At 70.8% G+C, this 23652-nt stretch carries 21 protein-coding genes; 6 read left to right on the top strand and 15 right to left on the bottom strand.

The window, feature by feature from the left end; translation table 11 throughout:
* Positions 1-21 precede the first annotated feature (21 nt).
* On the bottom strand, positions 22-1374 hold the full coding sequence (locus tag R9X44_RS31725; RefSeq protein WP_319818036.1) for a VCBS repeat-containing protein: 1353 nt from the start codon (positions 1372-1374) through the stop codon (positions 22-24).
* A 170-nt stretch (positions 1375-1544) separates the two neighbouring features.
* Between R9X44_RS31725 and R9X44_RS31720 the strand changes: the two genes are divergently transcribed.
* The 4 genes from R9X44_RS31720 (at position 1545) to R9X44_RS31705 (ending at position 7796) form a co-directional block, all read left to right on the top strand.
* Positions 1545-3677, top strand: coding sequence for a DEAD/DEAH box helicase (locus R9X44_RS31720; protein WP_319818035.1), 2133 nt, complete (start codon positions 1545-1547; stop codon positions 3675-3677).
* A gap of 605 nt (positions 3678-4282) precedes the next feature.
* Positions 4283-5173 carry an alpha-ketoglutarate-dependent dioxygenase AlkB gene (locus R9X44_RS31715; RefSeq protein ID WP_319818034.1) on the top strand — a complete coding sequence of 297 codons (891 nt, stop codon included), beginning with the start codon at positions 4283-4285 and terminating at the stop codon, positions 5171-5173.
* A 408-nt stretch (positions 5174-5581) separates the two neighbouring features.
* A complete protein-coding gene (locus R9X44_RS31710; protein WP_319818033.1) occupies positions 5582-6187 on the top strand; it encodes a hypothetical protein in 606 nt (201 codons plus the stop codon).
* A 1081-nt stretch (positions 6188-7268) separates the two neighbouring features.
* Complete coding sequence (locus R9X44_RS31705; RefSeq protein WP_319818032.1) at positions 7269-7796, top strand: DUF6668 family protein; 528 nt, start codon at positions 7269-7271, stop codon at positions 7794-7796.
* A gap of 495 nt (positions 7797-8291) precedes the next feature.
* Here R9X44_RS31705 and R9X44_RS31700 read toward each other — a convergent pair whose 3' ends face one another.
* Both R9X44_RS31700 and R9X44_RS31695 read right to left on the bottom strand, forming a co-directional pair.
* Positions 8292-9125: a hypothetical protein gene (locus R9X44_RS31700; RefSeq protein ID WP_319818031.1), complete on the bottom strand. Its 834-nt coding sequence runs from the start codon at positions 9123-9125 to the stop codon at positions 8292-8294.
* An 84-nt stretch (positions 9126-9209) separates the two neighbouring features.
* A complete protein-coding gene (locus tag R9X44_RS31695; RefSeq protein ID WP_319818030.1) occupies positions 9210-11210 on the bottom strand; it encodes a DUF4041 domain-containing protein in 2001 nt (666 codons plus the stop codon).
* A 64-nt stretch (positions 11211-11274) separates the two neighbouring features.
* On the opposite strand from R9X44_RS31695, the gene R9X44_RS31690 reads away from it, so the two are divergent.
* Positions 11275-11865: a nucleoside triphosphate pyrophosphatase gene (locus R9X44_RS31690; protein WP_319818029.1), complete on the top strand. Its 591-nt coding sequence runs from the start codon at positions 11275-11277 to the stop codon at positions 11863-11865.
* A 60-nt stretch (positions 11866-11925) separates the two neighbouring features.
* Here R9X44_RS31690 and R9X44_RS31685 read toward each other — a convergent pair whose 3' ends face one another.
* The 11 genes from R9X44_RS31685 to R9X44_RS31635 all read right to left on the bottom strand — a co-directional run bounded on the left by R9X44_RS31685 (position 11926) and on the right by R9X44_RS31635 (position 22426).
* Positions 11926-13119: a CoA transferase gene (locus R9X44_RS31685; RefSeq protein WP_319818028.1), complete on the bottom strand. Its 1194-nt coding sequence runs from the start codon at positions 13117-13119 to the stop codon at positions 11926-11928.
* The gene (locus tag R9X44_RS31680; protein WP_319818027.1) at positions 13116-14027 is read right to left on the bottom strand and encodes a hydroxymethylglutaryl-CoA lyase; all 912 of its coding nucleotides are present in this window, start codon (positions 14025-14027) and stop codon (positions 13116-13118) included. Before R9X44_RS31680 ends, R9X44_RS31685 begins: the two co-directional genes overlap by 4 nt.
* Entirely contained in the window at positions 14017-14760 is a 744-nt protein-coding gene (locus R9X44_RS31675) for an arylmalonate decarboxylase (protein WP_319818026.1), read from the bottom strand. Before R9X44_RS31675 ends, R9X44_RS31680 begins: the two co-directional genes overlap by 11 nt.
* Positions 14757-15350, bottom strand: coding sequence for a hypothetical protein (locus tag R9X44_RS31670; protein WP_319818025.1), 594 nt, complete (start codon positions 15348-15350; stop codon positions 14757-14759). Before R9X44_RS31670 ends, R9X44_RS31675 begins: the two co-directional genes overlap by 4 nt.
* Complete coding sequence (locus tag R9X44_RS31665; protein ID WP_319818024.1) at positions 15347-16099, bottom strand: SDR family oxidoreductase; 753 nt, start codon at positions 16097-16099, stop codon at positions 15347-15349. The genes R9X44_RS31670 and R9X44_RS31665 overlap by 4 nt, the downstream gene beginning before the upstream one ends.
* Positions 16090-17013, bottom strand: a complete 924-nt coding sequence (locus R9X44_RS31660; protein WP_319818023.1) for a hypothetical protein — start codon at positions 17011-17013, stop codon at positions 16090-16092. The genes R9X44_RS31665 and R9X44_RS31660 overlap by 10 nt, the downstream gene beginning before the upstream one ends.
* Positions 17010-17735 carry a hypothetical protein gene (locus tag R9X44_RS31655; protein WP_319818022.1) on the bottom strand — a complete coding sequence of 242 codons (726 nt, stop codon included), beginning with the start codon at positions 17733-17735 and terminating at the stop codon, positions 17010-17012. The genes R9X44_RS31660 and R9X44_RS31655 overlap by 4 nt, the downstream gene beginning before the upstream one ends.
* On the bottom strand, positions 17732-18928 hold the full coding sequence (locus tag R9X44_RS31650; RefSeq protein WP_319818021.1) for an aromatic ring-hydroxylating dioxygenase subunit alpha: 1197 nt from the start codon (positions 18926-18928) through the stop codon (positions 17732-17734). Before R9X44_RS31650 ends, R9X44_RS31655 begins: the two co-directional genes overlap by 4 nt.
* Positions 18928-19869, bottom strand: coding sequence for an alpha/beta hydrolase family protein (locus R9X44_RS31645; RefSeq protein ID WP_319818020.1), 942 nt, complete (start codon positions 19867-19869; stop codon positions 18928-18930). The genes R9X44_RS31650 and R9X44_RS31645 overlap by 1 nt, the downstream gene beginning before the upstream one ends.
* On the bottom strand, positions 19866-20669 hold the full coding sequence (locus tag R9X44_RS31640) for an oxidoreductase (protein ID WP_319818019.1): 804 nt from the start codon (positions 20667-20669) through the stop codon (positions 19866-19868). Before R9X44_RS31640 ends, R9X44_RS31645 begins: the two co-directional genes overlap by 4 nt.
* 131 nt (positions 20670-20800) lie before the next feature.
* Positions 20801-22426, bottom strand: coding sequence for a nitrilase-related carbon-nitrogen hydrolase (locus tag R9X44_RS31635; protein ID WP_319818018.1), 1626 nt, complete (start codon positions 22424-22426; stop codon positions 20801-20803).
* Positions 22427-22522: 96 nt separating this feature from the next.
* Here R9X44_RS31635 and R9X44_RS31630 point away from each other — a divergent pair, with 96 nt between their 5' ends.
* A complete protein-coding gene (locus R9X44_RS31630) occupies positions 22523-22798 on the top strand; it encodes a Dabb family protein (RefSeq protein ID WP_319818017.1) in 276 nt (91 codons plus the stop codon).
* 118 nt (positions 22799-22916) lie between these two features.
* Here the strand turns inward: R9X44_RS31630 and R9X44_RS31625 are convergent, their stop codons facing one another.
* Complete coding sequence (locus R9X44_RS31625; protein WP_319818016.1) at positions 22917-23477, bottom strand: hypothetical protein; 561 nt, start codon at positions 23475-23477, stop codon at positions 22917-22919.
* Between the last annotated feature and the right edge of the window lie 175 nt (positions 23478-23652).

Here is a 23652-nt window from a genome sequence, read left to right as displayed (position 1 = left end):
GGCGGGCCCGTCGCGGGGGCGTCAGGGCAGGGCCGGGAACTTCCCGCCGCCCGAACGGGTGAACACCACGACGGAGTTCAGCTCGAACACCGAGAAGGTCAGGTCGTTGCGCAGGTCGCGGTCGAGGTCGGCGACGATCGCGCCGCCCGCCTGGCCGTGCCCTTCGGCGAGGACGTGCGTGGTGAAGGAGCCGTCGCGGCGCTGCTCCAGCCAGAACAGGCGCGGGTCGCCGTCGCCGGACACCGCGATGTCGACGTCGCCGTCACCGTCGATGTCGCCGTCGCCGATGACGCCGGGAGCCGCCTGACCGGGACGCGGCCGCGCGACGATCCCGGAGGAGATCGCGGTGGGCGTCCACACCTGACGGGGGTCCTTCGGCACGGCGTAGGTGACGACCTGGGACGCGGGGTCGGGGGAGCCGGGAGGGAACGCGGTGTTGGTGTGGTTGGAGGCCACCCAGACGTCCTTGCGGTCGCCCCTGAGGTTGCGTACGAGCTTGATCTGGATCGACTTGCCTTGCGTGGCGTCGATCGTGTGCGTCTTGTACTTGCCGCGTCCGAGGTTCTCCAGCCAGACGTAGGACGCGCCGGACTGGAAGTACTGGGCGCTGGCGACGTCGAGGTCGCCGTCGCGGTCCACGTCGGCGACCTCGGGCAGCGCGCCGCCGCCCGCGCCGAGCGTCACGGGCTCGGCCTCGAACCCGCCGCCGCGCTTGCCACGGAACACCTGGACCCAGGCGTTGGCGGGGGCCTGGCCCGGCAGCATCGCCACCGGGCCGGGGAAGGACTCGCCGATCGTGACGAGGTCGAGGCGGCCGTCGCGGTCGAAGTCGACGGGCACCGCGCCGTGGTAGAAGAGCGGCTGCGTGCCGGGGGCGACGAGGTCGTGGCGGGTCCAGCCCTTGCGGGTCTTCTCCCACCAGGTGAGCGACCCGCACAGGGCGGGGGCGCACTGGAAGAACCCTCCGGGGACGGCTATGTCGGCGTCGCCGTCGCGGTCGAAGTCGGCGACCGAGGGCTCGTTGGGGTAGGCGATCCCGGCTTCGGGGCCGAAGACGCGCTCCTTGGTCCAGGCGTCGATGTTCCGGCCCATCTTGTAGACCGCGAGCTCTCCGGAAGGCGTCGGCCCGCCCTGCACGATCGCGCCGAAGCCGGTGGCGACGATCTCGGGACGGCGGTCTCCGGACACGTCGGCGGCTACGGAGAAGGCGGCCCCCTGGAGGGCTCCGTCCACTACGTGCCGGGTGAAGGAGGCGGGCTTGGGCGGGTCGGTGGGCTTGAGGGAGAGACGGGGTCCTCCGGCCGAGGCCGGGAGTGCCACGCCGCAGGCGAGCCCTACCGCGAGCGGAAGGGCGAGACGGCGAATCTGGCGCAAGGCGCCACCTCCGTTGGGAGTCCGAGGGGGAGCGAGGTGGGACGGCACCTGGATACCACACGTTTCGTCATGCGGAATAGCGTTTCTTCAGTGGTAACAAGTTCCGTTTTGTCGGTCAGGAGGGCGGGACGCGTGCCGAAGCGGTGCGGCGAATGTGAATAATCAAGGCCATGGCGGACGGCTGGCCCCCGGCGGGCGAGATCAGGGCGATCCTCGACACCACGGGCCGGACCCACGCGATAGCGCGCGGACTGCTCGACGAGCACGACCGCGCCCTCGCCGAGATCCACAGCGCGCTGGCGCCCCTGCGGGAGGACAAGGCGAGGGCCGAACTCGCCGGCATCCCCGTCACGCGGCTCAAGGACGTCACCGAAGGGCGGCTGCGCCTCGGCGGGCTTGAGGAAGCCGGATACGCCACGGTCCTCGACGTGCTGGACGCGAGCGCGTACGACCTGCAACAGGTGCCCGGCGTAGGGCCGCAGACCGAACGGCAGATCACCGCCGCCGCACGGCAGGTCGCGGTAGCGGCCGCCGAGAGCGTCGCCGTACGGATCGACGCGGATACGCGCGACCCCCGCACGACCTCCCTCGTCACCGCCCTGCACCGCCTCGTCTCCGCGGGGCCGGGACTGCCGCGCGCCATCGAGACGGCCCGCGCGCTGGATCGCGACCTGGGAGCCGCGCTCGCCGACGCCGCCCCCGCGCGCGGAAGGCTGCGCAGGCTCTTCGCCGGAGCACAGCGGCGCGACCTCGCCCGCGCCGCCCTGACCCGGCTCGCGGAGGCCGCCGCCGACCGGGACGCGCCACGCCTCGTCGCCGACGCGGCCCTCGACCTGTCACGCCAGCCCGCCGACGCGGCGGCCGCGTGGATCGACTTCGAACTCCAGTCGCCCGCGTACTACGCGCTCCTCGCCGACCTCACCGGAACCGTCCCTGACCGCGCGCGTACCGAGGGCTTCCTTCCGCACGAGATAGCCGAACGCGTCAACGCCCAACCCCTCGACGCCGCCTTCCGCCGCGTCACCCTGCGCGGCTACCAGGAGTTCGGCGCGCGCTTCGCCCTCGCCCAACGCCGCGTCATCCTCGGCGACGAGATGGGGCTCGGCAAGACGGTCCAGGCGATCGCGGCCCTCGCCCACCTGCGCGCCGAAGGGGCCGAACGGTTCCTTGTGGCCTGCCCGGCGAGCGTCCTCATCAACTGGACGCGGGAGATCGCCCGGCACAGCACCCTGAAGCCGTACAAGGCGCACGGGCCTGGGAGGGCCGAGGCGCTGGCGGCATGGCGGCAGAGCGGGGGAGTCGCCGTGACGACCATCGACGGCCTGCACGCCCTCGCCGCCGAACCCGTCGCGATGCTCGTCGTGGACGAGGCGCACTACGTCAAGAACCCCGTCACGCGGCGGGCCAAGGCCGTCGCCGCTTGGGCGGACCAGGCGGAACGCGTGCTCTTCCTCACCGGGACGCCGATGGAGAACCACGTCGCGGAGTTCCGCAACCTCGTCACGATGCTCCAACCCGAACTGCGCCTCGACGCCGAAGACGCAGTCGCCGGAGCGCAGGCGTTCCGGCGTGCGGTGGGCCCGGCGTACCTGCGGCGCAACCAGGAGGACGTGCTCACCGAGCTGCCCGAACTTCTGCATACCGACGAGTGGGAGGAGTTCAGCGACGCCGACCTCGCCGCGTACAGGCGGGCCGTCGAGGCCGGGAACTTCATGGCGATGCGGCGCGCGGCGTACGCGTCGCCGGAGGGGTCGGCGAAGCTGGTGCGGCTCAAGGAGATCGTCGCCGAGGCCGCCGAGAGCGGGCGCAAGGTCGTCGTCTTCTCCTTCTTCAAGGACGTGCTCGCTACGGTCCAGCGTGCGGTGCCGCGCACGCTCGGCCCGATCGCCGGCGATGTGGCCGCCGCGAAGCGCCAGGAACTCGTGGACGCCTTCACCGCCGTGGACGGGCACGCGGTCCTGCTCGCCCAGATCCAGGCGGGCGGCGTCGGACTGAACCTCCAGGCCGCGTCCGTCGTCGTGCTGTGCGAGCCGCAGGTCAAGCCCGCGCTCGAACACCAGGCCGTCGCGCGGGCGCACCGCATGGGCCAGGTCCGCACGGTCCGCGTGCACCGGCTGCTCGCCGCCGACTCCGTCGACGAACGCATGCTCGCCCTCCTCGCCGGCAAGGAGGCCGCCTTCGACGCCTACGCCCGGCGCAGCGACCTCGCCGACGCCGCCCCCGAGGCCGTCGACCTGTCCGACGCCGACCTCGCCCGCAACCTCATCGCCGAAGAACAACGCCGCCTCACCACCTCCCCCTAACCCACACCCACCCACTAACGCCTCCAGCACGCACCCGGCCATGTTCGAGCACACCCCCGGCAGCACCCCCGACAAGCGTCCGTCAGTGCTCCGAGCGCGTGCCCCGGCAAGCGCCCCCGACAGGTGTCCGGCAATGCTTCCGGCAAGGTGTCTGATCGTGCTTCGAGCGAGCGCCCCGGCAGCGCTGCCGACGGGGCGTCCGGCAGCGCCTCGCCCGCGCGGCCCGGCAGCGCCCCCGACATGCGTCCGGCCGTGCTTCGAACGCGTGCCCCGGCAACGCCCCCGACGGGGCGTCCGGCCGTGCTTCGAACGCGTGCCCGGAAAGCGCCCCGGGCAGGCGTGCGGCAGCGCTTCGAGCGCGCGCCCCGGCAAGAGCTCCCGACAGGTGTCCGGCAGTGCTTTGAACGCCTGCCCGGGCAGCGCTTCCGACGGGCGTCCGGCGGTGTTTTGAACGCGTGCCCGGCGGTGCTTGTGACGAGGGCTCGCGGGGCTCCTAGCGCGCGCTTGTCTTGGGTGCCTTGGGGTGGGCTTCTAGCGCGCTGACCTGGGAAGATTGTTCGAACGTGTGTTTGCTAGAACTGGTGTTCGGGGTTATTGTGGGTCGCATGATGCTTCAGGGTTCCCTTTTCGACCTGGCGGACGAGCCCCGTCCGGGCGAGCTGGGCCCCGCGGTCCGGCGCACGCGGCTGTCCCACGGGGCCTGGATCGACGTGCGGCCAGGCTGGCTTTCTGGCGCGGCTCCACTGTTCGAGGAGCTTGAGGCCGTCGTGCCATGGCAGGCCGAGGAACGGGTGATGTACGACCGCGTGGTCGCCGTCCCCCGGCTGACCCGCTACTACGGCGAGCGCGAACCGCTCCCGCTGCCGATCCTCGAGGACCTGCGCGACCGCCTGTCCGCCCACTACGCCGCGGAACTCGGCGAGCCGTTCCGCACCGTCGGCCTGTGCTACTACCGCGACGGCCGCGACAGCGTCGCCTGGCACGGCGACCGCATAGGCCGCGGCAAGACCGAGGACACCATGGTCGCCCTCGTCGTCCTTGGCGCGCCACGCCCCCTGCTCCTCCGCCCCGCCGACCACAGTGGCCCCACCCTCCGCCGCGACCTCGCCCACGGCGACCTCCTCGTCATGGGCGGCTCCTGCCAACGCACCTGGGAACACTCGGTCCCCAAATCCACAACCGCCCCCGGCCCCCGCATCAGCATCCAATTCCGCCCCACCGGCGTCCGCTTACCCACCCCACACCCCCACCAGCACCCTCCCCCGGCCTACAAAGGGGTGGGCGGGCGGCCGCGACGCACGGGTACACGGGGTGCGCAGTCCCCGTCCGCGCGCGTAGATGGACTCCAACGCGCCGAACAGATGCATGAGCGTGAACCCCCCACCCGCCCGCTCGTAGACCGAGCAGCAGGCCCCCGCTCGCGGCGAACAGCGGCACGGCCCCGCCCGCGCGCGCGTAGACCAGGCCGCGACGGTGTCGGGCAGAGTCGTCGCTGACGAGTGCCCGCCCGCGCGCAGACGCGCAGACGCGCGGGGCGTGTGGGGCGCGTGGGGTGCGCTCCTTCGGGTACGAGCAGGTCTCGATGCGGATGGCGGATGGCGGATACGCGGGGTGTGTGGGGTGCGCTCCCTCGGGTACGAGCAGGTCTCGGTGCAGATGGCGGATGCGCGGGGCGCGTGGGGTGCGCCGGTATGTGGGTGCGCGGGTACGTGGGGTGTGCGGGTGCGCGGGTGTGCGCGGGTACGTGGGGTGTGCGGGTGCGCGGGTGCGCGCGGGTACGTGGGTGTGTGGGTGCGCCGGTACGTGGGGTGTGCGGGTGGGTGGGGTGTGCGGGGGTGCGGGTGGGGGGAGAGGGCGGGGGTGGGGGAGGGGGTGGGGGTACGGTGGGGGTGGGAGGGGTGTGGATGTTTGAGGTTTTGGGGGGTTGGGAGGTTGAGGGGAAGTTTGGGGTGGGGGTTGAGTTTGGGGAGTTGGGTGGGGGGTGGAGAGGGGAGGAGGTTCGGTGTTTTGTGGGGGATTTGGTGATTGACGATGATCTTGTGTCGGATTTTGTGGATCATCCGGTTCATCATGTTGTGGTGGATGGGGATCTGACGGTTCGGGGGGATCTTGATTGGGCGGCTGATGGGTTTGGGGTGTTCTTCCTGGTCACTGGGGATTTGCGGGTGCGTAATGTGCTGCTGCACGGTGGGGTTGGGGTCGCGGTGAGGGGGGCGCTTGATGTGCGGGGGGTTGTTGTGGGGGCGCATGAGGGGGAGGGGGCGGGGTTTCTGCGGGTTCATGGGGATGCGGGGTTCGGGCTCGCGGTCGCCACCGGGGATTTTCGGTTGGATTTTCGGGGGGAGACGGCTGGTCCTGTTGCTGTGGCGGGGGGTGCGACTGTGCTCGGTGTCGCGGAGGTGCGGGAGGCCGGGGAGTTGCTTGATCCTGGGCTTCTGGATCGGGCCGGGCGGCCTTTGGCGCATGAACTGGCCGACTGCCTTCGGTCGGGGCGGCCGCTCTTCCTTTGACCGCGTCAGCTGACCTGGTCGGCTGAGCGCGTCGGCTGAGCTGGTCGGTGACCGGTCGCTGTGTGCGTTTGCGATGCCGTCGCTGGGGCGGACTCGGTTGCTGCGCAGGGCTGTGTCGCCGCGCGTGTGGGCGAAGTCGTCGGTGTGCCGGATTCTGGTGCCGTGCGGGGGCTGGGTTGGTGTGCGGGTGTGTGATGCCGTGGGTGTGCCGGATTCTGTTGCGTGTGCGTGTGCGTGTGCGTGATGCCGTGGGTGTTTTGGGCTTGGTTGCCGTGTAGGGCGCGTTGCCGTGGCTGTGTGGGCTTGGGGAAAGGGATGTGGGGGGACGGGGGGCGCGTTAGTGGATAAAAGGGTCTTTTAGGGGTGAAGGTGATGGATGGGCTGTTGGCTTGTTTGCGTTTGTGTCCGTGTGGGGTTGCCGGCTGGGGGTGGTTGGGTGGGGTCCGGAAAAAGGGGGGTCGGGGGGTGGGGTGGGTGGGGTGTTCTGGGGGTTGGGGGGGATGTCGCGAAAAGTGGTTTCGTGGTGACGGAGTGGGGGTTTCTTTCGGGGGGAAGGTGTTGGTTGGGAAGTTTATGCCGTTCTGTCCTTGGGGTAGGCGTCGAGGTGGGAGTGGGGGTGGCTGTGCCATTCTCCTGTGGTGGGCTTTGAGATGGGGGAAAGGGCGTTGGGGGGAGGGGTGGTGATGGGCGGTTCGCCGTTGTGTCTGGGGGATTACCGGTTCTGACGGGGGTGTCGGGGGCGGTCCGGAGGGTGCGGTGGCGGCGGGGGAGGGGTGCGTTTGACGTCGGGTGTGGTGTTTTCGCAGATCGGGTCAGGGTTGTCAGGGGCGGGGCGGAATGGGGGGTGGTGGAAAGGGATCCGCGGGAGGGTGGGGAAGGGGGGATTGGGCGGAAAGATCATGGCGGGTGGATGTTCTTTCCGGTGAATCTTTGGAAGCATGGGCGGTGAATAGTTCGCTTTTACCGCATGATGCTGATGTGCCGGACGGCGGAAAAGGCGTTAACGCAAAAAGTGGAGTGGTCGTTCATGTGGGTGGACGGGTAAATGCTCGGCGCGGTAGGGCGGAGCGGGAAGGCGCCGATGCGGGGAACGGTCCGGCGTCCCCACCCCGGGCTTCCCGCACGGCGGGTCAGCGACGACAGGCCCGCCGCGATCTGGCTCGTCGGCTGTCACGGCGGGGCCGGGGCGACGACGCTCGCCGCGCTCCTCGGCGTGCGGGACGCGGGACGCTGCTGGCCAGTCCCACAGAACGGGCGCGCCAACGTGGTGCTCGTCGCCCACCCGGACGCGCCGGGCATGCGGGCCGTGCACGTCGCGGCCCGCCAGCACGGCGGGAATCCCGCGCTCAACGCGGGGATCAACCTGCTCGGTCTCGTCCTGAACTCCTGGGCGCCCGGTCGGCTGCCGCGCGACCTGCGCCAGCTGCGCGAGTCCCTGTCGGCGGCGGTCCCGCACGTCTGGGAGGTCGAGTACATCGAGGCGCTCCGCCTCGGCCGCCCGCCCTCGGAGATGGGCCGCCTCCCCCGCTCGCTCCGGACCCTGCGCCGCGACCTCGTCAACGAGGCATGGGTCAGCTCCCTCCAACGCATCAACCGCGAACCCGACTAACCCCCACCCTCTCGCCGCGCCCACCCGCCCTGCCCGCGCCGGCGCGATCTCCTTCATCGGCTTCCCGAGGTGAGTGCGCGCGGGCCGCGCGGGGATCGCGTCGGCGGGACGTGCGAGAGCAGACCGCGCAAGGGCCGTGGGGCGTGGGCTTACAAGAGGCGCAACTTGAGGGACGCGCCCATAGGGTGCAGGGACTCGGCTTGGAGGGGCCGGAGGGTGGGATGGGCGGGCGGCCAGGTGGTCGGTGAGTGGCGCGTTTGCGGGTGAGGGTAGGTGGGGGTGGCCTGGCGGGCAGGTGGTCGGCGGGGCGTGGGAAGGGTCGGGAGGTGGGTCGGGCGGGCAGTTGGCGAGTGGCGCGTTCTGGAGGTGCGGGGAGGAGGGGGCGGCCGGGGAGGGGAGGAGGGGGTCCGGCCGCCCGGTCTCTCGGTGGGGCGGGGGCGAGGGCGGGCAGTGGGTCGGGCGGGGGCTTGGGCGGGTGGTGGGTTGGGGGTGGGGTTAGGGGTCGGGGGTGGGGCGGCGGCGGGTGGGGAGGGGGAGGCGGAGGAAGGGGGAAGGGGTTTTGGTGGTGGGGTTTGGGGTGGGGGTGGGGGGTGGGGGGGAGAGGGTTGATTTGTTGTGGGTTATGGCGGCGTGGGTGGCGGTGAGTTCGGCGCGGGCGGAGGAGAGGGCGTGGTGGAGGGCGGCGAGTTCGTTGCGGAGTCTGTCGGTTTCCAGGAGGAGGCGTAGGGGTTCTGTGCCGCCGAGGTGGGCTACCCAGGCGCGGAGGTGTGTGTTCTCGGCTTCGAGTTGCTCGATGCGGGCGCGGCGGGAGCCCCAGGCTGGGGCGCGGCGTCCGGCGCGCGGCCGAAGTGGGCCCGCTGCTGTAGGGGCGGCGCTTGGTGGGACGACGCTCGCTGCCGGAAGGACGGCGTTTGGCGGGAGGGCGCTTGTTGCCGGAGGGGCGGCGAACTGGGCGATCGGCGCGAGGCCGATGGGCGGGATGGCGCCCGGTCCTGGAGGGGCGGCGAAGTGGGGGATTGGGGTGGGGCCGGTGAGGGGGCCGCTTGTGGGGGGTGGGGTGAAGGGGGGTGGGGGCCAGGGGGTGGGCGGTGATTGGTAGGGGACGTATTGGGCGGTGGCGGGGTGCAGGGGGAGTGGGGCGAACTGGATCGTTCCTGAGGGGGGACGGACGTCGCGGGGGCGGGCGGGGCCGTCGGCGGGGGGCTCTGCGGCGGGTCTGAACTGGATCGCGGTGAGGGGGGCCGCCTTGTGCGGGCTGTCTTCGGAGACGTCGTCGATGCCCGTTTCGCCGCTCGCGACGGGGTCGGGGGAACCTTGTCGGGGGGACATGGCCCCAAGATAGTCGCCCGTAGTGACGGAGTGGCCACAAAAACAGATGATTAAGCCGAGAATTTCGCGACGGATGCCGTCTTGTCACCCAGCGCCGACGGCGGCCCGCTCGCTCGCCCGGAACTCGACGGCCTCGGCCGCCTCCTTGTACTCCAGCACGTAAGGCGTCTCCCGCGTCAGTGAGTGCAGCGCCGCGCGGACCTCGGCGGGTGTCGCGTAGAAGAACTCACGCCGCTGGTTGACCCGGTTGACGCGCCGGTCGGCGAACCGCCGGTGCAGCGCGGCCTCGAGGGTGACGGCGTCCTCGCTGAAGATGAGGGTGTGCACGTCGAAGCGGAAGGGCACCGAGGCGTCGCCGAGTTCGCGGACCCGGTCCATCGGGTCGAGTCGGCGGGTCAGCCCGATCTTCACCATGCCCTCGCCGAACGCCCCGAGGTTGGAGATGACGTACACGTGCCCGGCGTGGATGTTGGCGGCGCGGCCTTCGACGTCGACGATGGCGGCGTCCACGTCGGCGAGTCTCGCGCGCAGTTCGGTGAGTTCGGCGGCGTCGCCGTCGCGGGCTTCGAGGCGGGAGAGGGCCGAGGCGACGTGGGAGCGTTCGCGGAGCAGTCGGGACCGCTCCCGCTCGAAGTCGCGGGCCGCCTTCTCCTCCTCGCGCCGGGCCTCGCGCTCGGCGCGCATGCGTTCCTTCTCCTCTTCCTTCTTGGCGAGGTAGTCGGCGGTGAGCATGAGTTCCTGGACGCGGAGCTGGTGGAACCCTGGCGCGACGCGGATGGTCATCGTGCGGCCGAGGCGTTCGATTGTGGTCGCGGTCTTCGTCAGGCGGCTGATCGCGGACTGGAGGCGGTGGGGGCGCATGGTGCGGACGAGGTGGTCGGCCTCGGCGTTGTAGGCGCGCAGCATGAGCTTGGAGAAGTCGCGGACCATGCGGCGGCCTTCGGCGAGCGAGCCGTTGACCTGCCAGGCGGTGGAGCCCTCCACGGCGTACTGGCCGCGTATCTGGTCCTTGATGTGGCCCTGGAGGGAGTCGAGGCTGATCTTGTAGTCGACGGCCTCCTCCAGCCGGTGCTGGTACTGGTAGAGGCCCGCCTCCTGGAGGAGGGCGATGTCGTGGGTCTCCACGACGGCGGCGCGCGCGGCGGCGAGGTCGGCTTGTGCGGCCGCGAGCTCCTGCTGGGCGGCCGCGAGTTCCCGGCGCACCCGTTCGGTCTCCTGGAGCAGCCTCTGGGGCTCCTGTGCGCCGAGGTGGTCGGCCCACGCGCGCAGCTGCGCGTTCTCGGCCTCGAGCTCGGCGATGCGGGCCCTGCGGCCGCCCCAGCCCGTCGGGGCGGACGGCGCGGGCACCGGAAGCTGGGGGAACGGCGCGGCGGGTGGCTGCGCCACGGCCGGAGCCCGAACGGGCGCGACGGGCGCGACGGGCGTGACGGGCGTGATGGGTGCGCCGGGTATGGCGGTCGCGATGGGCGTGATGGGTGCGATGGATACGGCGGGTGCGATGGATGCGGCGGGTGTGGCGGGTGTGGCGGGTGTGGCGGGTATGGCGGGTGCGCCGGGTGTGGCGGGTGTGGCGGGTGTGATGGGTGCGGTGGTCGCGACGGGTGCGATGGGCGCGGCGGGCGTGGCGAGCGCGGGCGGGACCGGCGCGACGGGCGTGACCGGCACGGCGGGTACGCCGGGTACGCCGGGTACGCCGGGTACGCCGGGTGTGGTGGGTGTGGAGAGGGCGGTGAGGATGGCGGGGGCGTCGTCTGCGTGGAGGTTGCCGAAGTCGAGTTCGCCGCGGTCGGCGGTCTGGACGGCGAGGAAGAGCCGCTGCCGGTAGGACGGCCGGGTCTCGGCGGAGACGACGGCGGCGCGCTCGGCCTGGAGCTCGACGGTCAGGGCGGCGACGGCGTCGGTCCGCAGGGCAAGGACGCGCAGGTCGGTGACCGCGAGGTGGCTGCACTTCGGCAGCGCCTTCACCGTCGTGACCAGGGCGGTCACGTTTTCCACAGGGCGGAGATGCGGCCGGAGCAGCGCGATGACATGCTCGGCTTCGTCCGGACGCAGTTCGACGCCGAGGTGAACCGGGTGGGGGGTCATGCGCCCACGCTAGTGACCTTGGGTGACGGTTCGGACACGAAACTTCCACGATAAGGGGTGTGTCATGCGGCGGGTGGTTCTGGGGTCGGCGTCGGGGACGCGCAGGGAGATCCTGCGCAAGGCCGGGCTTGAGGTCGAGGTCGTGGTGAGCGGGGTGGACGAGGAGTCGGTCCGGGCGGACAGCGTGCGTGAGCTGGTCGAAGTGCTCGCGGTGAGCAAGGCGCGGGCGGTCGCGAAGGAGTGCGGGGACGCGGTCGTGATCGGCTGCGACTCGCTGCTGGAGTTCGACGGGAGGCCGCTGGGCAAGCCGAAGAGCGCCGAGGAGGCGGCGGCGTGGTGGCGGGAGCGCCGGGGCAGGAGCGGCGTCCTCTACACCGGCCACTGCGTGATCGACGGCAGCACCGGCCGTGAGGCGACCGCGGTGGGGGAGACCGTCGTACGGTTCGGCGATCCCACGGATGAGGAGATCCGCGCCTACGTGGCGTCGGGGGAGCCGTCGGCGGTCGCGGGGGCGTTCACCATCGACGGGATCGGCGGCTGGTTCGTCGCGGGGATCGACGGTGACGCCAACAACGTGCTCGGCCTGTCGGTCGTGCTCCTGCGCGACATGCTGCGCGAGCTTGACATCGACCCGGTCGGCCTGTGGGGGCGTTGAAGGGGGCGGCGGTGGGCGTCCGGGGGGCGTGGACTGCCCACCGCCGGTCGGTGGGCGCGGCTAGATGACGCCGCGCGCGGTGTAGGAGGCGATGGCCTCCTCGGTCAGCGAGAGCAGGCCGCCGTAGATCTCGGCGTTGTGCTCGCCGAGTTCGGGCCCGACGGAGCGGACCTCGCCGGGCGTGCCGGAGAGCTTCGGGAACACGTTCTGCATGGGGAACTCGCCGAACTCGGGGTGGGCGAGCCGGATGATGGCCTCGCGCGCCTTGAAGTGCGGGTCGGCGAGCATGTCGGACGCGCGGTAGGTGAGTCCTGCGGGGATGCCCGCGCCGTGCATGAGGTCGAGGACCTCGGAGCTCTTGCGGGCCGCGGTCCACTCGCCGATGAGGGCATCGAGTTCCTCGGCGTTCGCGCCGCGCGCTCCGTGGGTGGCGTAACGCGGGTCGTCGGCGAGTTCGGGACTGCCCATCACCTCGGCCAGCCGACGGAACACGGTGTCCTGGTTCGCGGCGATCAGGACGGGTCCGTCGGCCGTCGGGTAGACGTTGCTCGGCGCGACGTTCGGCAGCACGGACCCGGTGCGCTCCCGCTGGTAGGAGGCGATCTCCCAGTCCGGGATGAGCGATTCCATCAGCGCGAACACCGCCTCGTACAGCGCGGAGTCCACGATCTGTCCCTTGCCGGTCCGCTGCCGCGCGTGCAGCGCGACGAGCGTGCCGAGCGCGGCGAACGTCCCGGCGAGTTCGTCTCCGAGGGAGATTCCGGCGCGCGCGGGAGGCGAGTCGGGGTCTCCGGTGACGTAACGGATGCCGCCCATCGCCTCGCCGATCGACCCGAACCCCGCGCGCGGCGAGTACGGCCCGCTTTGTCCGTACCCGGTGACCCGCGTGATGATCAGCCCGGGGTTCAGCTCCCACAGCGTCTCCGGCGCGAGCCCCCAGCGCTCAAGGGTGCCTGGGCGGAAGTTCTCCACGAGCACGTCGGCCTTGGCGATGACGCTCCTGGCGAGCTCCTGTCCGTCGGCCTCGCGCAGGTTGAGGGTGATGGACTTCTTGTTGCGGGCGAGGATCGGCCACCACAGCGACTTGCCGTGCGGCTTCTCCCGGCCCCAGTCCCGCATGGGGTCGCCGGTGCCGGGCGGCTCGATCTTGACGACCTCGGCGCCGAAGTCGCCGAGGAGCTGGCCGCAGAACGGGCCGGCCAGGAGCTGGCCCATCTCGACGACCCGCAGGTCGTCCAGCGCTTGCGCGGTCATGAATCCCTTTCAGTTCTCGCCGGGAAGCCGCCAGCACGGCCGCGCAGGCCGGGGACGGGCTTGGCCAGGACGCCGCCGAGCCACGCGCCGGTCGCGGCGACCGCGTCCTCGTCGAGGCCGGTGACGTGCCCGGAGCGGTGCAGCGCGTACAGCAGGTCCTCGGTGGCGATGTTGCCGGTCGCGGCGGGCGCGAACGGGCAGCCGCCGAAGCCGCCCGCGCTCGCGTCCAGGACGGTGACGCCCTCCTCGACGGCGGTGAGCGCGTTGGCGTACCCGGTGTTGCGCGTGTTGTGGAAGTGGAAGCGCAGCGGCACCCCAGGCGCGGCGGCCCGCACCCGACGGGTGAGGTCGCGCACCTGGCCGGGGACGCCGACGCCGATGGTGTCGGCGAGCGCGATCTCGTCGGCCCCGGTCGCGGCGGCGCGCCGCGCGATCTCCGCGACGCGCTCGGGCGGCGTCTCACCCTCGAACGGGCACCCGAACGCCGCGGCGATGGTGACGCTCTTGCGCACACCGGCCGGGGTGTCGGCGGCGATCTTCTCCCAGGCGTCGAGCATCTCGCCGGTGGTGACGTTCTGGTTCCGCTTGCTGAAGGTGTCGGTCGCCACGACGACGACGTTCACCTCGTCAACCTCGGCGGCCATGGCCCGGTCGAGTCCGCGCCGGTTGAGGACGAGCCCGATGTATGACACGCCTTTCCCGCGCGGCACCCCCGCCATGACCGCCTCGGCGTCGGCCATCTGCGGCACGAGCCGCGGATGGCTGAAGGACACCGCCTCGATCCGCCGGGCCCCCGCGGCGACGCTGCGGGAGATCAGCTCGATCTTGTCGTCGGTCGCGACGATGACGTCCTCGTTCTGGAGCCCGTCGCGCGGCCCGACCTCGACGACGGTGACCTCAGTGCTCACGCAGGAGCCTCCCGGCGCCCTCGACCCGGTCGGTGATGCCGTTCTCGCGCAGCGCCATCCACCAGGTGGCGGCGTTGATCGCGATGACGGGCAGGCCGAGCCAGCGCTCGGCCTCGTCGGCGAGGCCGACCATCGAAAGGTTGGTGCCGCACTGGATGACGGCGTCGACGTCGCCCTCGGCGAGTTCCTTGATGGCCGCGCGCAGCTCGTCCTCGGTGACGTGCGCGATCGACACGGCGGTCGGGCACTTGAGGCCGATGATCTTGTCGACCTCGAAGCCGAGCTCGGAGAAGAACGTGACGACGTTGGCGTCGCCGACGGGCTGGTAGGGCGTGACGACGCCGATCCGCCGCGCCCCGTAAAGCTTGAGGGCGCGCTCACAAGCCTCGGCCCCGGTGGCGACCTGGAGCCCGGTGAGGTCGTGGATCTGCTTGACGAACTGCCGGTTCCCCTCGACGCCGCCCCAGAACGTCTCGGCGGACATGCCCATGACCATGTAGTCGGGCTCGCACGTCATGACGCGTTCGCAGGCCGCGCCGATCTCGTCGCGGATCTGGTCGAGGAGCCGTTCCATCCCCTCGTCCCCGGCCATGTTCTGGTCGCGGATGTGGATGCGGGAGAAGTGGGACGTGACGCCGGGGACGCCCATCCGGTAGAAGTCGGGCTCGACGATGGTGTTGGTGGAGGGCGCGATGACGCCGAACTTGCGGCGCCAGCCGAGTGCGTCGGTCATGCCGGGGTCTCCTGGTTCTTGCGCTTGCTGAGGGTGAGGACGCGCCAGGACGCGAAGGCGAAGACGGCCTGGGACGCGGTGTTGATCGACTGTTCGATCCACTGGAGGGTGATGGTCTGTTCCTGGCCGCCGAGGGGGCCGAGCGCGTACTGTCCGGCGATCCACAGCAGGAACAGCTTGTGCCGCCGGAACAGGTAGACGGCCGCCGCGGTGCTGACGCCGATGGTCAGCACGAGCATCGGCATGGTGTCCTGGATCGCGAACGACGTCGCGATGCCCGCCATCCAGACGCCCGCCGCCGCGGCGATCGGCAGCCGGGGTTCGAGCGCCTTGATGAGGGTGAGGAATCCCGCCGACAGCAGCGGGAACAGCAGCAGCGGCATGACCCACAGGTCGATGTCGGTGCTCGCGATGAGGAGTTTCCACCCGCACTTGGCGAACCCGCCGAGCCCGAGCAGCACGGCCGCGGTGCGGACCAGGCGGGTGTCGAGGTCGTCGAGTTTGGCGAGCAGCAGGACCCCGGTGACGGTCAACGCGACGGGTACGAAGTCCTCGAGGGCGAGGATGACCGGGTACTCCATCTCGCTCACGAGAACAGGTCCCGCTTGCGGAATCCGGCGGTGGCGAACCGGAACGCGATCTTGCCTCCGGTGAGCCACGCGACGCGGCCGCCGTTCTTGGTCCCCTTGAGGATGCCTTCGGCGAGGAACGGCGTGACGGTCTCGACCTTGTCGGCGAGGATGTTGAAGATCTTCTTGGTCTTCTCCAGCTCCTCGGGCGTGTAGTCGTGCGTCAGCAGGTCGGTGAGGACCATGCCGGGCGAAAGGTGCGCGGCCTTGACGGGCGTGCCCTTGAGCTCCTTGGCGAGGCTGTCGGTCACGTAGGTGACCGCGCGCTTGGTCGCGCCGTAGGCGGTGAGGTTGGGCATGGTGCGGCCGTCGCTGCCGAAGCCCTCCATGTTCCACACGGTGCCCGAGCCCTGCTCCAGCATGTGCTTGACCGCGACGGCGCTGCCGTTGAGCACGCCGAGCAGGTTCGCCGAGACGACTGTCTCGAGTTCGGCGACGGGAAGGTCGGCGAGGTGCTTGCGCGACGTCGTCACGCCCGCGTTGTTCACCCAGTGGGCGACCGGCCCGAGCGAGGCGGCCTTCTCCCACAGCGCCTCGACCTGGGCGCGGTCGGTCATGTCGCACACGATCCCGGTCGCGCCGAGTTCGGCGGCTGCCTCGTCCACGCCGGAACGGCCGCAGATGACGACGGTCGCGCCGCGCGCTATCAGCTCCTTGGCCATCCCGTGGCCGATGCCCCGGGTGCCTCCGGTGACGACGACTACCGCCATGTCAGCACCCCGTGGATGACGCCCGACAGCCGGTTGCCGTCGAACACCTCGTAGTTGACGGCGAGGGTGGTCCCCGCGCTCATCCCGGGCGTCGCGTCGATCATGAACTCGCGGCCCTTGATCTTGGTGACGTCGGTGAAGTGGACGCTCGGGAAGTTCGCGCGGCCGAACGCCTGGGCGTTGCCCCACGCGTCGGGGCCCTCGTAGAACATGCGGGTGCCGTCGCGGCGCTGCTCGACGGTGTAGGACCGCTCGATCGCCCCCGACCAGGTGACGTGCGCGCGGGTGCGCAGCAGGTCGATCGGCTCGAGCTCAAGGGTGACGGTGACGTCCCCGACGAGCTTCTGGTCGGGCCCCCACAGCTCGCAGACGCCCTCGTAGGCCCCCGCCTGCTTCGTCGGCAGGATGAACGGGACAGGCCCGTTACGGGTCTCGGCGGCGAGATGCCCAGGAATGTCGTAGTCGGCCGAGGTGGGCCGCTTGTAGACGCCGTTGAAGCAGCCGACGACCGTCCACCCCTGGTACAGCACCGACGAGTACACCTGGGTCTCGCCGTCGGGCAGGTTGTGGTTCCAGGTGTTCAGGTCGACCTGCCACCCCGGCCCGTAGTAGTGGGCGTCCACGAAGCCGCCGTAGGGCTGGCCGGTGCCGTAGAAGTCGGGGCCGGTGTAGACGCGGTCGGCGTCGGAGTCGATGACGCCGAACGCGAACGGCGCGCCGAGCCGGAACTGGCCCGCGAGCTTGCCGCCGCCCTCGAGGCCGCCGTCCATGTAGTACGTGGTCTTGCCGTCCTCGAACACCGAGGAGCGGCGGATGTCCTCGTACCCGCACCAGACGCCCTGGGCGTCGAACAGCGACGGCCGTCCGTGCCACTCGCCGGCGATGCGCGCCTGCCACTCGCTGGGTTCGCTCACAGGTCGACCTCGTTGCTCATCAGGTGCGCGCGCAGCCGCGCGGAGGTCTCCTCGCCGACGAGCCGCGTGACGTTCGCCCACACCGGGTCGACCTCGGGGCTGAACAGGTACGAGCGGTTGAGGGCGTCGCGGGCGGCGAGGTCGGTGTCGTGCAGGGTCGCGACGACGTCGTCGGGAAGGCCGCCCTCAACGAGGCCCTTCCAGTGGCCGAAGTAGTCGTCGACGAACGTGTCGACCTGCTTGAACTGCTCGGCGTCGGCGCGGTGCACCAGCATCCAGGGCGACATCATCGCGTACTGGCGCGGCCCGATCGCGGCGCGCGAGGCCCCGAACAGCTCCTTTGACCTGTCGAACGACGGCGTCAGCGGCTCGAACGCGGCGTCGAGGTAGCCCAGGTGGGAGGCGAGGTCCGCGCGCGGGACGAGGTCGAGGTGGAAGGCGAGCTGCCCGCCGGCCTCGACGGAGTCGAGCGTGAAGTGCGGGATGGGCGAGTCCGCCGGCAGGAACGCGAAGATCATGTGGCTGTCCATGCCGATCTGCGGCACGACGAGCCCGATCGTGACGACCTTGGCGAGCTTCGTCCCGGTCCGCACCTCGAGCCGTCCGACGGGGTCGGGCCCGAACGGCCCGGCGAGGTCGTCGCCGATGACGAGCTTGAGGTCGTCTGTCTCCTCGAGCTTGGCGAGGGTGCGGTCGAAGAGCCCCTTGGGGAGAGAGGTCACTGCTGGCCTTCCTTGGCTTCGGCGTCGCCGGCGATGATGGAGTCGTCGACGCGGGGGTGTTCGCCACGGGCCTTGTGCACCCAGGCGCGGGCGAGTGCCGGGTTGTTCTTGCGGGCGGGCGAGGGGATGACGGTCGCCTCGCGGCGCGGCACGTCGCCGACGATGCGGTCCTCGTCGCCGAGCATCCAGCCCTTGTCGGCCAGCTCCTGACGGCGGCGGCGGTAGTGCACCGCGATGAGGTCGGACTTGACGTGCAGCTCGGCGGCCAGGTCGGCGGGCAGCAGCTCGGGCCGGGTGCCGTCCACGACCGGGGCGTCCTGGGCGAAGATCCGGTAGATGCGCTTGAGCGCGTTGGCGTCGGCCCAGTCGGCGGTGAAGAAGTCGCGCAGGGCGACGAACTTCACGAGCGTCTGCGTCTCGCTGATCGGCACGTTGCTGTCGTAGATGATGATGTTGCCCATCGGCAGCCGCACGTGCAGCTTGATCATGTTGGGCAGCATCCAGCCCGCGCTCGTCTCGACCGGCGGGCGGTCCTTCAGGTCCTTGGACCCTCCGGTGATCTTGCCCCACAGGCCCTTCGGCTTGGGCGGGTACAGGCGGACCGTGGCGAAAGCCGACCACTCGTCCGGCATCTGCACCTCGTACTCCTCGACCTCAGGACGTTCGGGGTTGCCGAACGCGCCCTGGTGGACGAACGGGGTGTGGGAGATGTCGCAGCCGTTCTCCAGGATGCGCTCGTAGTTGGAGTTCCACAGGTAGTCGCCGTAGACCGGCTTCCACTTGCCGCCGTTCTTCTTCAGGTCGTCGAACTCCGGCCACACCGGGATCGGCGGCCGCTCCTCCTCGGGCAGGTCGCCCATGAACGCCCAGACGAACCCGTACCGCTCCTCGGTCGGGTAGGAGTCGACGCGCGCCTTGCGCGGGATGCCGCGCCCTTCGAGGTTGGCGGGGATCTTGACGCACTTGCCGTCGGGCTCGAACTCCCAGCCGTGGTAGGGGCAGACCACGCAGTCGTCCTTGGTCCAGCCGCCCGAAAGCGCAGCGCCCCGGTGCGCGCACAGGTCCGACAGGCAGACGACCTGCCCCTTGGACGTGCGGTACAGGACGAAGTCCTGGCCGAGACAGGTGATCTTCTTCGGCTTCGAGGTGACCTGGTCGGAGAACTCGACCGCGTACCAGAAGTTCTTCAGCATTATCGCTCCAGCAGTTCTACGGAGCCCGGCGGGTTCTTCCGCACTCGCTCCAGCGGTTCTGGGTCGTCCCGGAGCAGGGCGGCGAGGAAGGCGGTGAGCACTTCCAGGTAGTCGCTCCTGCTCTCGGCCGGTTCCCGGGAGGGCTCCAGGTCGAGGAAGGCCCGCGCGGCGGTCGGGTCGACGGGGTCGGCGACCGCGAAGTGGTTGGCGCCGTCGAGCCTCGCCAGGAAGTGGCCGTCGCCCGGGAGCGCCTCGGTGAAGGTCCGGCTGACGGGGTCGGCCGAGCCGTCCTGCCCGTAGCGGTCGCTGCTGCCGAGGATGACGCCGTCGCGGGTGCCGACGGCGAGGAAGACCGGGGTGTCGACCTGGGCGGGCAGGACGGTTCCCGCGGGCCACCCGAGCATGGTCGCGACCATGGTGTGGGTGCCGTAGCCGAAGACCGCCTTGATGCCGGGGAAGAACCGCGCGGACTGCAGCGCGACGGTCCCGCCCGCGGAGTGCCCGCCGAGCGCGACCCTGTCGAGGTCGATCGAGTCCTTGAGCAGGTCGATCCCGGCGAGCGCGTCGAGGATCGCGGGGACGGCAGGGCAGGTGGGCCGGGTGCCGTAGACGCCGGGCTTGGCGGCCTCGAGGTCGACGCCGGGGGTCAGCCCGACCTGCCCGCCGAACAGCTCGGCGACCCGGTCGAACGTGACGACGACGTAGCCGGCCTTGGCGATGTCGACGGCGAGGGTCCGGTAGGAGTCCTGCGCGACGTTGACGCCGGAGATGAAGACGACGACGGGGAACTTGCCGGGGGCGGGCGGGAAGACTCCGGTGAGCCTTTCGGCGTCGGTGCCCTCGGCGATCGCCGGGTAGTAGACCTTGAGGTGCGCGGTGTCGAAGGGCGGTTCGCCGTGGGTGGTGGCCGCCGTCCAGAGGGACCTGATGAGGGTGGTCACGGGCGCGGCAGTTCCCGGTCGCCGCCCCACAGGGCGCGCACGAGCTTGTCGGTGAGCTCCTCGCCGAAGAAGCGGACGCCCATGGAGTTGGCGGGGTCACGCTCGGCGATGTTGCGGCGGATGGTGAGGTCGGTCTCGCGCAGCGCGGCGCGCTCGTCCTCCGGCACCTCCTCGGCCTCGTCGACCCAGGCGAGCCAGCGGTCGACGTGCTCGTGCGCCCACTTCTCGACGGCCTTCAGGTTCTCCTCCGACAGCGGGAAGGAGTAGCACTGTGCGGTCGGGGACAGGCTCGTCCGGATGAACGCGGCGGGGCTGGTGAACCAGGTGAACTCGGGGTTGTCGTCCTTGAACCGCAACCACGGCTCGTTCACCGGCGCGTAGTACTTGTCGTAGTACTCGCCGTCGATGACGAGGGAGACGCGCGGCACGGAGTCGATGTAGAACCAGCCCTCGGGCCACACCAGCAGGGCGATGCCGAGGTGGGGGACGCGGATGTGCGGGCCGAGCCAGACCGTCAGGTGGAGGTTGGCGAAGCTGGCCGCGGGGTTGCCGAGCCAGGAGTGCACCATCCAGTCGACCTCGGGGCCGGAGTAGGCCGACACGCGGCCGCCGGGACCCTCGGGGTAGGTGCCGTAGGACTCGAGCTCCAGGGTCGACGGGTCGCGCGTCGTCTCGAACCGCGCGTCGATCTTGGCCTTGAGCTCGAGGAGGAGTGCCTGGTAGCGCTCGAACGTCACCGTCACGTCGGTGACGGGGCGGCTGTCGAGCATCTGCTCGACGGACTGGATGGTCTCGCTCATCTGGTTCGTCCGTCCTGGTTCCATGGGGTTTGATTCGCTAGGGGAAACACTGTTTCCATTCTTGGTCCGCAGGGGTGAGCTGTCAACGCTCACGCTGTTACGGTGCGGTTTCCGTCGGGCCGGGCGGCCGGTCAGGAACGCGTCGCGATCAGGCCGGACAGGGCGCGCCAGGCGCGTCCGCCGACCAGGTCGGTGTTCTTGGAGACGAACCTGTTGACGGCCTGCGCCGGGTGCACGACACCGTAAGTGACGCCGGGGCCTGCGTCGGCGACGATCGGGTGGCTGATGCGTCCGGTGAACGGGCCTTCCCAGGCCGTCCAGAGGGTGAAGTCGGCGGGCAGGTCGAGGATCTGGCCGCCCTCGGACCATGCGGCGACGACGTTGACCCGGTTCTCGGCCGCGCGCTCGGGCAGGCCGAGTTCGGTCTCCCAGGGCTCGCCCGCGCTGCGCGGGACGGCGACCACGTCGGCGTCGGCGATCGCGGCGAGCCGGAACGTCTCGACGGTCACCGCGTCATCGCCGACGACCACCGCGAGCCGCCCGAACGGCAGCGTGATGACCTCGACGGCGTCGCCGAGCCGGGTCGCCCAGGGCGTCGCGGGGCTGGCGTGCAGCTTGACCTGGGCCCCCGCCTCGCCTTCGGCGGAGACCACGAGGCCGATGTGGGCGTCGCCGTCGCGCGCGCTGGTGACGGCGTGGGCGGAGGTCCCGGCAAGGGCCTTGCCGAGCTCCGCGACGACCTCGGCCCGCTCGGCCTCGCCGAACGCCAGTTCGGGGAGCACGATCAGCTCGGCACCGGCCGCCGCGGCCTCGGCGGCGCCGGAGGCGGGGTCGGCGGAGGCGACGACGGCGACCTTGACGGCCTCGGCCCCGGCGGGCGCGGTCCGCTCGACCGGCGCGGACGCGATCGGCCCGTACAGCTCGGGACGGCGGCGGGCCAGGACGTCGACGCCGTCGGCGCGCACCTTCAGATCGGCGGCGGCGACCTCGATGTCGGCGACCGCGACGGCCTCGCCGGTGCGCGGGGCCTTGGCCACCACCGTTCCGTCTGGGGAGACGATCTGGCTCTCGCCCGCGCCGTGCAGCCACTCCTGCGGGACGCCGAGGCGCTCGGCGATCGCCGGAAGGTGCTCCTCGGGGAGCAGGGAGCCGACCTTGTTGGCGGCGATCACCCACACCTTGTTCTCTGCGGCCCGTACGGGGATGTGGAGGCTGGCCTCGTCCACGGCGAACGAGTTCAGGCTGTTGAGCAGCACCTGCGCGCCCCGGACGGACAGGTCGCGGGTGACGTCGGCGGTGACGCCCTCCATGCACGCGTACAGGCCGATCCTGCCTACTGCGGTGTCGATGATCGGCCCGGGCTCCTGGCCGGGGTCGAGGTGGTCGCCTTCCGCGCCCATGAGCGTGAGCTTGTCGGACTGGCCGAGCAGCGCCCCGTCCGGGCCGTAGAGCAGGCTCGTCGCGGTGGTCCTGCCGCCCTCGCGGGCCAGGGTCACGTTGAGCTTGACGTACGCGCCGTGCCGCGCGGCGCGCTCGGCGATCGCCCGGAGGAAGGGCCCGTCGAGCGTGCAGGCTTTACGGTGCGCCGTAACTCGGCTTTCATACCAGGACAAATGGTTGCAAAACTCAGGTAGCACGATGAGTTCCGCGCCCTCGGCGGCGGCGGCGTCGATCATGCGCACGCAGGCCGCGAGGTTGGCCTCGACGTCCTCGCCGGCGGCGAACTGGACTGCTGCGACCCGCAACTTGACCGGCAACTTGGACCCTCCTGGTTCCTCTAGCGAAACGCTGTTTCCAAAACATACAATCAGTCCCACCCGATGGGAAGAGATTCCGGAGAGCGGAGAGCCGCCGTGCTGACCCATGTCGTCCTGATGAAGTTCACCGACCCCGCCGACGCCCCCAAGGCGAAGGAGCTGCTGGAGGGTCTAGTACCCGCCGTCCCCCACATCCAGAAACTCACCGTCGGCCTCGACGTCGTGCGCGCCGCCGTCTCCTGGGACCTCGTCCTCCTCACCGAGCACGCCGACCTCGACGCCCTCAAGGGCTACCAGGACCACCCCGCCCACCTCGACGTCGCCCAGTGGCTCCGCCCCCGCCTGGCCGCCCGCGCCACCGTCGACTTCTGACCCCCCGACCACGGGCCCGCCCGCCCGAGCGGGCCCGCTCACGCCGAAGGCCGCCGCGGTGGGGTGCCGCGGCGGCCTTCGCACCTTCACCGAGGGTCGGGGCCCCGACGAGGTGAGCTCAGCTGGGGGAGCGTGGGGTGAGCGACCAGGGCCCACGGCTTTCGATCTCAAGGAGGCCGGGTCCGGGGATCTCGATGCTCCCGCGAAAAGGGGCTGCGGTCTCCAGCAATTGGGCCGTCCACCTTCCGTCGAACCCGCGCTGGTTCACCCAGCAGGACTTGTTCTTCTCGTGCAGTTCCAAGGTCGCGGTCATCGGATCGCCCCGGTAGACGACCACGTCGGCCTGTTCGCCGCTGACCGGGCCGGTCAGTTCCTTGAGCTCGCCGCTCGGCAGGAATCTGGCCCTCCAACGGGCCGGGCTCGAGCCCGAGCGCACGCTGGCCTCGACTTCGACGTGGGTGTATTCGGGATCGACCACATAGCGTGCGGTCCCCGAGTGGAAGAATCCGATGATGTTGCCGCGCTGGTAACGCTCGGCGGTGTCCACGATTCCTGTGGTCCGCACGTATCCGAGGAAGCCGCTGCGCAACTCGATGATGGTCGCCGCGTTGGGATACCTGGGAACCTCGAGCACCGTGGTCCGCCAACCCCGGAACGGATATTTCACCTTTTCGCCCATGATCGGAGCCTAGTGAGCGTTGACCCGCCCGCGCGGGAGCTTGGGGGGAGTGGGGGGGTTTCTTAGTTGACTGTGGGTGAGGGGGAACTGACGCTTGGGTTATGACGATGCAGGTGGGGCCGGTTGTCGATCCGGTCGCGGATGAGTTGTACAAGGGTGTTTTCATGGCGCCGCC

This window comes from Actinocorallia sp. A-T 12471 (assembly GCF_033875155.1).
GTDB lineage: Bacteria > Actinomycetota > Actinomycetes > Streptosporangiales > Streptosporangiaceae > Actinocorallia.
Note: the sequence above shows the minus strand (reverse complement) of the source record. Positions and strands in the feature narration are given on the sequence as shown.

Coding starts and splice junctions, on each gene's coding strand:
- R9X44_RS31705 (WP_319818032.1), top strand. CDS start 7,269: ATGCGGGGAACGGTCCGGCGTCCCCACCCCGGGCTTCCCGCACGGCGG.
- R9X44_RS31625 (WP_319818016.1), bottom strand. CDS start 23,477: ATGGGCGAAAAGGTGAAATATCCGTTCCGGGGTTGGCGGACCACGGTG.
- R9X44_RS31675 (WP_319818026.1), bottom strand. CDS start 14,760: ATGACCGACGCACTCGGCTGGCGCCGCAAGTTCGGCGTCATCGCGCCC.
- R9X44_RS31710 (WP_319818033.1), top strand. CDS start 5,582: ATGTTTGAGGTTTTGGGGGGTTGGGAGGTTGAGGGGAAGTTTGGGGTG.
- R9X44_RS31650 (WP_319818021.1), bottom strand. CDS start 18,928: ATGCTGAAGAACTTCTGGTACGCGGTCGAGTTCTCCGACCAGGTCACC.
- R9X44_RS31715 (WP_319818034.1), top strand. CDS start 4,283: ATGATGCTTCAGGGTTCCCTTTTCGACCTGGCGGACGAGCCCCGTCCG.
- R9X44_RS31665 (WP_319818024.1), bottom strand. CDS start 16,099: ATGGCGGTAGTCGTCGTCACCGGAGGCACCCGGGGCATCGGCCACGGG.
- R9X44_RS31700 (WP_319818031.1), bottom strand. CDS start 9,125: ATGTCCCCCCGACAAGGTTCCCCCGACCCCGTCGCGAGCGGCGAAACG.
- R9X44_RS31720 (WP_319818035.1), top strand. CDS start 1,545: ATGGCGGACGGCTGGCCCCCGGCGGGCGAGATCAGGGCGATCCTCGAC.
- R9X44_RS31685 (WP_319818028.1), bottom strand. CDS start 13,119: ATGACCGCGCAAGCGCTGGACGACCTGCGGGTCGTCGAGATGGGCCAG.
- R9X44_RS31695 (WP_319818030.1), bottom strand. CDS start 11,210: ATGACCCCCCACCCGGTTCACCTCGGCGTCGAACTGCGTCCGGACGAA.
- R9X44_RS31690 (WP_319818029.1), top strand. CDS start 11,275: ATGCGGCGGGTGGTTCTGGGGTCGGCGTCGGGGACGCGCAGGGAGATC.
- R9X44_RS31640 (WP_319818019.1), bottom strand. CDS start 20,669: ATGAGCGAGACCATCCAGTCCGTCGAGCAGATGCTCGACAGCCGCCCC.